Raw genomic sequence first — 6,641 nt, forward strand, 5'->3', positions numbered from 1 at the left:
AACCCCCTCACCCCGTCCCGGGCTTGACCCGGGACCCCGCTTGTTCCTAACTCGCTCAATGGAAAGAGAAACCCGAGGCGGCTGGGTCTACATCATGACCAATCGCTATCGCGGCACGCTGTATGTCGGATCGACCACCGACCTCGCCGCCCGCATCTTCGCTCACCGCGAAGGGCGGGGATCGGAGTTTTGCGCCGAGCATGGCCTGACCCGGCTGGTATGGGCCGAATACGTGCCCGACATCGTAGAGACCAAGCATCACGAACGGAGGGTCAAACGCTGGCACCGCGACTGGAAGATTGCGCTGATCGAGAAAACCAATCCCAATTGGGATGACTTGTTCGATCAGATCATCTGACCCTTACCACCCCTCCCCGGGTGTGACCCGGGACCCCGCTTGTCTGTTGGGTGGCGTTGCGCTGCGAAAAGGACAGCTGGGTCCCGGGTCAAGCCCGGGACGGGGGAGCTACACGTAAGGCGGGCAATCCCGCCCCGTCGGGCTCTTGGTGAAGATCTCGTTGCCCGTTTCCGTAATCGCAATCGAATGCTCGAACTGCGCGGAGAGCGACTTGTCGCGCGTCACCGCGGTCCAGCCGTCGCCCAGCACCTTGGCCCAGGGCTTGCCGAGGTTGATCATGGGCTCGATGGTGAAGAACATCCCCGGACGCAGCTCCGGCCCGGTGCCTGCGCGGGCGGCGTGGACCACCTCGGGGGCGTCGTGGAACAGCTTGCCGAGGCCGTGGCCGCAGAACTCGCGCACCACGCCGTAGCGAAACTGGTTGGCATGCGCCTCGATTGCCGCGCCGATGTCACCGAGCCGCGCGCCGGGCTTGGCGGCAGCGATGCCGAGCATCAGGCATTCATAGGTGACCTCGACCAGCTTGCGCGCCTTCAGCGAGGGCTCGCCCGCGTAGAACATGCGGCTGGTGTCGCCGTGCCAGCCATCGACCAGCGGGGTGACGTCGATGTTGAGAATGTCGCCAGCCTTCAGCGCCTTGTCGCCGGGAATCCCGTGGCAAATCACATGGTTGATCGAGATGCAGCTCGAATGCGCATAGCCGCGGTAGCCCAGCGTTGCGGGGACCGCGCCGGCATCAAGCATCATGCCGCGGATCGCATCGTCGAGGGCGCCGGTGGTCACCCCCGGCTTGACCATGCCGGCAAGCGCATCGAGGATCTCAGCGGCGAGGCGCCCGGCCTTGCGCATCCCCTCGAAGCCTTCGGGCGTGTGGAGCTTGATGGAGCCATCGCGGTAGACGGTGGTGTCGCCGTCAACGAGTTGATAATCGTGCATCTCCCTCACATAGCGCGCCCGCGCCCGAAATGCTACTTCCCGAGCGTGAAGGCCGCCCTGTAACGGGGCTTGACTGCGGCGAGCACCTCCGGGGTCACCGGCAGCGTCACCTCATAGACCCCTTCCGCATACGACCCGGCGACATATTGCCCGGCGAGAAGGTCGATCCGGTCAAACCGCTGGCCGTCGGACGAGGCGGGGTAGATCTGCAGGTTTTCGATCGGCGGGCAGGGGAAGATGTCGTCCTCGTCCATGATTGCGCTCGCCTCCTCGCCCAGCCGCTCGGCGCGTTCGGCCCTGAGCGCGGCGCACCACGGCGCACCGAGCGCGGCTTGCAGCGCGGCTTCGGAGCGGAACATCTTTGAAGACTCGAACGCCTTCCTTGCCTTCCGGTCCCACACCAGCGCGTCAAATCCGGTGTTGCCGTGCGCCCCGCCGCTATAGACGTAGAGGCTGCCCGACAGCACCAGAAAGCGCGAGGTGTCGGCGATCACCGCCCAGTCGCGGGCCAGATCGCGGTTGCAGCCGAAGCAGCCCTCGGGGTCGGCGAGGGACAGGCCCTCGCTGAAGTCGACCTTCTGCTCGGCGAGCAGCGCGGCGCGGTCGGCGGTGAAACGGCGGACCAGCGCGGGGACGGCGGCGACTTCGGCGGGCCAGGTGTAGCTGAATGCGCGGGCGATCTCGGAACCGGCGACGGTTCGCGTTTCGGTATCCTTGAAGGTGACGGTGCCGGGGGGCAGAACCTCGGCCTCGGCCTCGAGCTCGTCCTGCGCCGCTACGGCGGCCGCAAAGCAGGCCGAAATCACCAGCGCCGCAAGCAGCGCGCCGCTGTGCAGTCGTCGCCATGTGGTTGTCATGTCGTTTGCAAGTGGACGATGTTTCACGTGAAACATTTGGCGAACATTCATCACGTCATTCCCTCGCCCTGCCCGAATCTGCTGGCGACATCGGGGCGGCCGCGATTATGGAACGCGAATGCATGAAGCCAAAGCCCTGATCCGTCCCGACCGCGGCGAAGACGCCGTCGCCATCCACCTCGTCAGCAAGGACGGCTTCGAAGCTTTCGCAAAGGCGCTCTCCCCCGTCCAGCGCGCCGCGCTTGCCGCGCAGAAGTTCGAGGGCGGCGGGTATCAGACCGCGATTGTTCCCGATGGCGACGGGTGGCTCGCGGTCGGCGGCGTCGCGAACCCGGAGAGCCTCTCGGCCTGGTGCCTCGCCAAGCTCGCCGAGGAGCTGCCCGAAGGCACCTATCGCCTCGCCAATGCCGAGGCAGGCCCCGCGATGTTCGGGTGGATCATGGGCCAATACCGCTTCAATCGCTACAAGAGCGAGGATAAGGGACAAGGCCCGCGCGTGCTGCTGACCGGGCAGGTCGGGCAGATCGAGGGCTATACCATCGAAGCAGAAGCAGAATGCCTGCTTCGCGACCTCGTCAATGCGCCCCCTGAGAACATGGGCCCGGCCGCATTGGAGGCCGAATGCGAGAAGCTCGCCAAGGCGCACAAGGCCGAGCTGACGGTGGTGCGCGGCGATACGCTTGAGCAGGACTACCCGATGGTCCACGCGGTCGGGCGCGCGGCGGCGCGGCATCATGCGCCGCGGCTGATGCACCTCGTTTGGGGCGATCCGACGCACCCGGTGCTGGCGGTGGTCGGCAAGGGGGTGTGCTTCGATTCCGGCGGCCTCAACATCAAGCCGGGCGCCGGAATGCGGCTGATGAAGAAGGACATGGGCGGCGCGGCCCATGCGCTGGCGCTGGCGGGGCTGATCATGGGCGCGCGGCTCAAGGTGCGGCTGCATCTGCTGATCCCCGCGGTCGAAAATGCCATATCCGGCAATGCCTTCCGCCCCGGCGACATCCTCAAGACCCGCAAGGGCCTGACGGTCGAGATCGACAACACCGATGCCGAAGGGCGGCTGATCCTCGGCGACGCGCTGACCCGCGCCTCGGAGGAGGAGCCCGATCTGATCGTCGACTTCGCCACGCTGACCGGCGCAGCGCGGGTCGCGCTCGGGCCCGACCTGCCCGCCCTCTTCGCCCGCCGTGACGAGACCGCCGATGCTTTCCTCGCCGCCGGCAAGGCCAATGACGACGCCGCCTGGCGCCTGCCGCTGCACGAGGCCTACCGCGAATATCTTGCCTCGGACGTTGCCGACATGGCGAACTCGGCGCCGGGTCCCTTTGCGGGTGCGAGTGTGGCCGGGCTGTTCCTCGACCGCTTCGTGGGAGAGGGGTTGGACTGGGTGCATTTCGACACCTTCGCCTGGACCCCCGCCGCCAAGCCCGGCCGCGCGCGCGGCGGGCGCGGGCTCGGCCTGCGCGCCAGCTGGCACGCGATCCGCGCGCGCTACGGCAGCTAAGCTTGCTCCAGAGCCGACTTGCCGCTAACGGGCCTGCCACGCCGCGCTTGGGGAGAGGCTGCGGCGGCACCAGTATCGGGAAGCCAGATGAGCGGCGCGACGCGCAAGGACAGTAACTATGCAGTGCCGGAGGGCGTGCTGGGCCTCAAGGGCCCGGTCGAAAAGCCCGCGCCCGGCACGCTGCCCTTGCGCGGGGATCTGGCGCACATGGCGCTCGCGGGAACGCATCTCGCCGCGCATTACGTCATCCCTCATGTCCATGCCGTCGGCACAGGCGGCGCGGGCCTGCGGTTGAACCCGCGCGCCGATGCCGAGGTCTTCGCAGAGCTTGCCGCCGGGAGCCGCTTCGAGCTGCTCGATGTGGCGGGGGAATGGGTGTGGGGCTGTCCGGGGCCGCAAGGGCCGAGCGGATGGTGCCGGGCGAGCGACCTCGCTCCCGCAGAAGACGCCTGAGCGGTGGCGATCCGGCTGTTCATCGACGGCGCGGCAGGCACCACCGGCCTCGAAATCCGCGAGCGTTTGCAGGGCCGTAGCGAGTTCGATCTGGTCGTCCTCGACGATGCCCAGCGCAAGGACGAGGCCGCCCGCCGCGACGCGCTCCACGCTGCCGACATCGCCATCCTGTGCCTGCCGGACGAGGCGGCGAAGGAGGCGGTGAAGCTGGCGGAGGGCTCCCAGACCCGCATCATCGACGCCTCCAGCGCGCACCGGGTGGCCGAGGGCTGGACCTATGGTTTTCCCGAGCTGATCGGGCATGACCGGATCGCCAATGCAAAGCTGGTGAGCAATCCGGGGTGCTACCCCACCGGCTTCCTCGCCCTCGTCGCGCCGCTGGTGCGCGCGGGGCTGCTGCCCGCCGACTGGCCCTACACCGTCAATGCGGTGAGCGGCTATTCGGGCGGCGGCAATGCGCTGATCGAGCGGTTCGAGCAATTCGAGAACCTCGAAGGCCATCCCGGCATCGCTTTTCGCGCTTACGGCCTGCAACTCGGCCACAAGCACTTGCCCGAAATGCAGGCCTATGCCGGCCTCACTTACGCGCCGGTGTTTTCCCCTGCGGTGGTGCCGACATTCCGGGGCATGTTGGTCGACGTCCCCCTGCCGCTCGAAGCGATGCCAGGCGCGGATCGCGCCGACCGGCTGGCTGCACGGCTGCGCGACTTTTACGCTGATAGCGGCGTGGTTGTCATGGTCGAGACCCGCTACAGCGAAATGATCTTGCGGCAGGATGCCGAGGGCGGCGACGGGATGACGCTTCACGTCTACACGAACGCCGATGGCACCCAGGCTCGCCTGTTGGCTCATCTCGACAACCTCGGCAAGGGCGCGAGCGGCGCGGCGATCCAGAACCTCAACATAATGTGCGGCCTGCCCGAGACCACGGGCCTTCGCCTGTAACCGCGCAAAGCAATGCTTAAAATTTAGGCATGCGGTGATCTGATGCTGTGCACCATTGCGCACTGCACCATAATCTTGCTAACCGGCCGTGACAGGCGAAAGACATCCGCTCCCTTGAGTCTTCAAGCGGCAAGGATCGTTCGCAGCCATCACCTAACAGCTTGGCACGGTTCTTGTTAAGAATCGGTCAGCATTCAAGCCAGGCGCGGACGGGGACGACGTGAAAAAGATCGAAGCGATCATCAAACCCTTCAAGCTCGACGAGGTGAAGGAGGCGCTGCACGAAATCGGCGTGTCCGGCATCACCGTCACCGAAGCCAAGGGCTTCGGGCGGCAAAAGGGCCATACCGAACTCTACCGCGGCGCCGAATATGTCGTCGACTTCCTGCCCAAGGTGAAGCTTGAAGTGGTCGTCGCCGACGATCAGGCCGAACGCGTGGTCGAGGCCATTGCCGCTGCCGCCCAGACGGGCCGCATCGGTGACGGCAAGATCTTCGTCACCGCCATCGAGAGCGCGCTGCGCATCCGCACCGGCGAGACCAACGACGACGCCATCTGACCCTTTCCTCTCCAGCCTGCCACGGGGGCGGGCCGGCACCAAATACTTGGAGGCAATACCAAAATGTCGAAAGCAAAAGACGTCCTGAAGAAGATCAAGGACGAGGAAATCGAGTGGGTCGATCTGCGCTTCACCGATCCCAAGGGCAAGTGGCAGCACCTCACCATGGTCGCCGGCGTGATGGGCGAGGATGAGCTGGAAGACGGCCTCATGTTCGACGGTTCGTCGATCGCCGGCTGGAAGGCGATCAACGAATCCGACATGATCCTGAAGCCCGATCTCACCGAAACCTGGATCGATCCCTTCAGCGCCACCCCGATGCTGGTGATCAACTGCGACATCGTCGAGCCTTCGACCGGTGACTGGTACAGCCGCGATCCGCGCACCACCGCCAAGCGCGCCGAGGCCTACCTCAAGTCGACGGGCCTGGGCGACACGGTCTATGTCGGCCCCGAAGCCGAGTTCTTCATGTTCGACGACGTGCGCTTCGAGGACGGCTATGCCGGATCGGGCTTCTCGATCGACGATATCGAGCTGCCGACCAACACCGCCAAGGAATATGACGCCGGCAACATGGGCCACCGCCCGCGCGCCAAGGGCGGCTATTTCCCCGTCGCGCCGGTCGACAGCGCGGTCGACATCCGCGCCGAGATGGTCTCGACCATGCTCGAGATGGGCCTGCCCTGCGACAAGCACCACCACGAAGTCGCCGCCGCCCAGCACGAGCTCGGCCTGACCTTCGGCACGCTGGTCCAGACCGCCGACCGCATGCAGATCTACAAGTATGTCGTGCACCAGGTCGCGCATGCCTATGGCAAGACCGCGACCTTCATGCCCAAGCCGATCAAGCAGGACAACGGCTCGGGGATGCACACCCACATGTCGATCTGGAAGGACGGCAAGCCGCTGTTCGCGGGCAACGAATATGCCGGCCTGTCGGAAATGTGCCTCTACTACATCGGCGGCGTCATCAAGCACGCTAAGGCGCTGAACGCCTTCACCAACCCGACCACCAACAGCTACAAGCGT

8 protein-coding genes are annotated in these 6,641 nt (G+C 65.9%); 6 read left to right on the top strand and 2 right to left on the bottom strand.

Annotated elements, in window-relative coordinates; genetic code table 11:
* Nucleotides 1–58: 58 nt before the first annotated feature.
* A complete protein-coding gene (locus tag NBV68_RS16440; RefSeq protein WP_296311864.1) occupies nt 59–358 on the top strand; it encodes a GIY-YIG nuclease family protein in 300 nt (99 codons plus the stop codon).
* 108 nt (nt 359–466) lie between these two features.
* Here NBV68_RS16440 and map read toward each other — a convergent pair whose 3' ends face one another.
* Together map and NBV68_RS16450 are read right to left on the bottom strand one after the other, a co-directional pair.
* On the bottom strand, nt 467–1,294 hold the full coding sequence (map, locus tag NBV68_RS16445; RefSeq protein WP_296311844.1) for a type I methionyl aminopeptidase: 828 nt from the start codon (nt 1,292–1,294) through the stop codon (nt 467–469).
* Nucleotides 1,295–1,326: 32 nt separating this feature from the next.
* Nucleotides 1,327–2,151: a DUF4163 domain-containing protein gene (locus tag NBV68_RS16450; protein ID WP_296311846.1), complete on the bottom strand. Its 825-nt coding sequence runs from the start codon at nt 2,149–2,151 to the stop codon at nt 1,327–1,329.
* A gap of 118 nt (nt 2,152–2,269) precedes the next feature.
* Here NBV68_RS16450 and NBV68_RS16455 point away from each other — a divergent pair, with 118 nt between their 5' ends.
* The 5 genes from NBV68_RS16455 to glnA all read left to right on the top strand — a co-directional run.
* Nucleotides 2,270–3,655, top strand: a complete 1,386-nt coding sequence (locus NBV68_RS16455) for a leucyl aminopeptidase family protein (RefSeq protein ID WP_296311849.1) — start codon at nt 2,270–2,272, stop codon at nt 3,653–3,655.
* Nucleotides 3,656–3,742: 87 nt separating this feature from the next.
* On the top strand, nt 3,743–4,108 hold the full coding sequence (locus NBV68_RS16460; RefSeq protein WP_296311853.1) for a hypothetical protein: 366 nt from the start codon (nt 3,743–3,745) through the stop codon (nt 4,106–4,108).
* Nucleotides 4,109–4,111: 3 nt separating this feature from the next.
* Complete coding sequence (argC, locus tag NBV68_RS16465) at nt 4,112–5,053, top strand: N-acetyl-gamma-glutamyl-phosphate reductase (protein ID WP_296311854.1); 942 nt, start codon at nt 4,112–4,114, stop codon at nt 5,051–5,053.
* Nucleotides 5,054–5,273: 220 nt separating this feature from the next.
* The gene (locus NBV68_RS16470; protein WP_054119870.1) at nt 5,274–5,612 is read left to right on the top strand and encodes a P-II family nitrogen regulator; all 339 of its coding nucleotides are present in this window, start codon (nt 5,274–5,276) and stop codon (nt 5,610–5,612) included.
* Between the two features lie 63 nt (nt 5,613–5,675).
* Nucleotides 5,676–6,641 (top strand): type I glutamate--ammonia ligase (glnA, locus tag NBV68_RS16475; RefSeq protein ID WP_296311862.1); only part of this gene is annotated, 966 nt, incomplete at its 3' end.

The organism is Erythrobacter sp., assembly GCF_023653175.1.
In the GTDB taxonomy this organism is placed as follows: Bacteria; Pseudomonadota; Alphaproteobacteria; order Sphingomonadales; family Sphingomonadaceae; genus Erythrobacter.